We start from the raw sequence: 2786 nt of genomic DNA on the forward strand, positions 1-2786 counted from the left end.
GCGGCTGGATCCCCATGTACGCCTGCAAAACTCAGGCGCATGTGGCGATTGGCGAGAAAGCCTGACCTTGAGCATGAAACCTGCCGCAGGCTGGCAGCAGCATGGCCTGCGCCCCTGGACGCTGAGCGTAAGCGGGCCTTATCCCGCCTCGTGCGGCATGAAGGACTGGCCTGTGCTGTGGCAAGGAGCGGGCGCAGGGGACTACGCGGCGCGGCTGCTCAGTGCGACCTGGAAGCGCGCAGGCGGCAAGCTGGGTGGCGACATCCTGCCCGGCAGGTGGCCCGCGCAGGGCGCAGATCCAGTCGCCCCTTGGCAAAGCTGGGCATCCCCCCCGCTGGGCCAGATCGTGCGCGACATCAACAAGTTCAGCAACAACGTGATGGCGCGCCAGCTCTTTCTCACGCTGGGCGGGCAGCAAGGCGGATGGCCCGCCACGCTGGACAAGGCACGCGCCGCCGTGACACAACAGGTGCAGATGAGCACGCGTGACAGCGCAGGCAAATCGCCCTGTGAGGGCGAGGCACTTGTGCTGGACAACGGCTCGGGCTTGTCCAGAAGCGAACGCAGTTCGGCGCGCTGCCTGGGACGCTGGCTACAAAGCATGTGGGCCACGCCCGCCATGCCAGAGTTCATCGCCTCGCTGCCGATCAGCGGCACGGACGGCACGGCGCGGCGACTGCAAAGCGTGGCCGGGCGAGCCCACCTCAAGACAGGCTCGCTGGATGGCGTGGCTGCGCTGGCAGGCTATGTGGAGGGCGAGTCAGGCCGCCGTTATGCAGTGGTGGCCGTGATCAATCATCCCCAGGCTGACGCGGCGCGCCCCGCGATGGAGGCGCTGGTAGCCTGGGCGATGCGGGACAAGCCCGCACCGTGATTGGTCAATCAGATCAGAACTGGTTGTAGACGCGGGATGCGGCCAGGGAGCCAATCTGGGCGTGGCCTGCGGGGGCGAAGTGCGTATCGTCAGCCCACATATAGGTGGACACGCTGCCGTTGGTCACCAGGGTATTGGCATTGCAATATTGGACGCGCGTAGCGTAGTCGGCATCTGCTACGAGAACGTTCGACCCGTCCGGCCGCTTGAATGTTGCGCTCATGTCGCACACCGCTGCGCCATGAACATAGCTGGCACTGCGCGTGATCGGATTGGTGTACAGATCAGACTCAACCAGCGCAAAGTGACGCCCATCTTGCGCGGCTGTCGAGCCCATTCCAAACTTCAGGCCATCATTGAACGCGGAGGTGTAGGCTTTCAGGCGAGCCTTGCCGGTGGCATCCAACGCCGCAGCCATGGGCGACTCACCCAAGTCAGGCGTCAATGCCAACACCACTTTGGCGCCTGTGTTCAGCACCGATTGCACGATCGCAGCGGCGTTGCGACCCCTCGCACCAAGCGTCGAGGCGGCAGAGGCGTCGAGCGCCGGGGTGGCAACCACACTGTTGTAGACATCCAGGATGTCATTCTGACCAATCATGATCGTGACCAGCACGCCGTCATGCAACTCCGCGCGGTGCGCCGATACCTGGGTCTGCAGGTCTGCGACCATGGCGCCCTGCGCAGCATAGGTCTTTGCCCCATCCAGATCCAACGCACATGCCGACTCAAAACCCTTGCCGAAACTGTGCGCCACGACCTGGTTCCACAAACGGCTGGTCGAGCAGGCGTAGGTCACGTTGTAGGTGCGCTTCAAGGGGTTCTTCGCAACCGAGCTGACCGTACCTGTGCCGACATCGACAAAAGTCACCACGTTGCTGGTGTTGCCAGTATTGATGGTGTCGAAATAATAGGCATGCGGCGCGCCACCTGTTGTGAACGTGTCACTCGTCGCACTGAACGAGATTGGCGTGGCTGGCGTGGCTGTCGCGGGCGCAACAGGACCGTTACACCACTGATTGGCCGTGCCATCCGTGCAGTAGGTAAACACGCCCAAAAGCGACTCGTCAATCACGGCGTTCACCGTGTAGACAAGGCCTTGCACACGTTTGCCCGTCGAGCCGGCAGGATCCAGCGATGTACTGGACGCCGAATCCACCATCGCACTGTTCTCATCCCCGAACGACACCACGCTGTCAGGCACGTACTCCCTGGCGCGACTGCCACCACCACAACCCGACAAGGACCAGGTCAAGGCGGAACAGGCCGCAGCCACGGCGCCCAGACGGATCACGGTCTGAGCCAGGGTCGAAGGCTTGGAAGAGGCGGCGGCAAAGCGAAACATGGAATCTCCGTCTAACGGTCGGTCGTGCTTGAGTGGCGTGAGGTACTGCGCTCAATCCCCGAGCATAACGGTGCTGCGGGGAGGCTCAGAGTCTGCCACGTAAAGATAGGCAATCCGGCGAAGTCCCTCCATGTGCGAAGGGCGCCAGCCAGGTTTTCAGGACGCAGCGGCGCGGTTGAGGCGGTCGCGCACACCATCCCAGGCGGCGTCTTCAGGTGGCGTTTCAACCCAGATCAGCTCGACACCGGTGGCGTCCAGCTCGCGCAGGTCGGCAAACAGGTCGTGCGCAGCGGTCACGGCATCGCCCGGCATCGACAGGTGCACCACGCCCTGGTGTTTGGGGCGCCAGGCCCACAGGCTGCGCGAGTACACGGCGATGCGGGGGCCTTGTGAGGCATCCCAGATCTTGGCGGCCGTGAGTTCGGGCTCGATCACATCCAGCGCGGCGTTGATCTGCTCGTCCCCCATCAGGCGGACTTTGGCGCGCGGCGCGTAGTGCGACAGCAGCGTGCCCGAGGCCTTGGGCGCGGAGGGGTCCGGCGCTTCGGGTCTGGACCACATCACGGG

The 2786-nt window shown here is 64.0% G+C and carries 3 protein-coding genes; 1 reads left to right on the forward strand and 2 read right to left on the reverse strand.

The window, feature by feature from the left end; all coding sequences use genetic code 11:
* Positions 1-874: D-alanyl-D-alanine carboxypeptidase/D-alanyl-D-alanine-endopeptidase (locus tag EPO09_RS18045; protein ID WP_290645213.1), on the forward strand; the 874-nt coding region annotated here is incomplete at its 5' end.
* A 13-nt stretch (positions 875-887) separates the two neighbouring features.
* Here the strand turns inward: EPO09_RS18045 and EPO09_RS18050 are convergent.
* Positions 888-2219, reverse strand: a complete 1332-nt coding sequence (locus EPO09_RS18050) for an SGNH/GDSL hydrolase family protein (RefSeq protein WP_290645215.1) — start codon at positions 2217-2219, stop codon at positions 888-890.
* Positions 2220-2375: 156 nt separating this feature from the next.
* Positions 2376-2786 (reverse strand): Sua5 family C-terminal domain-containing protein (locus tag EPO09_RS18055; protein WP_290645217.1); only part of this gene is annotated, 411 nt, incomplete at its 5' end.

The sequence above is a fragment of the Aquabacterium sp. genome, from assembly GCF_004297345.1.
Taxonomy (GTDB): domain Bacteria; phylum Pseudomonadota; class Gammaproteobacteria; order Burkholderiales; family Burkholderiaceae_C; genus Aquabacterium.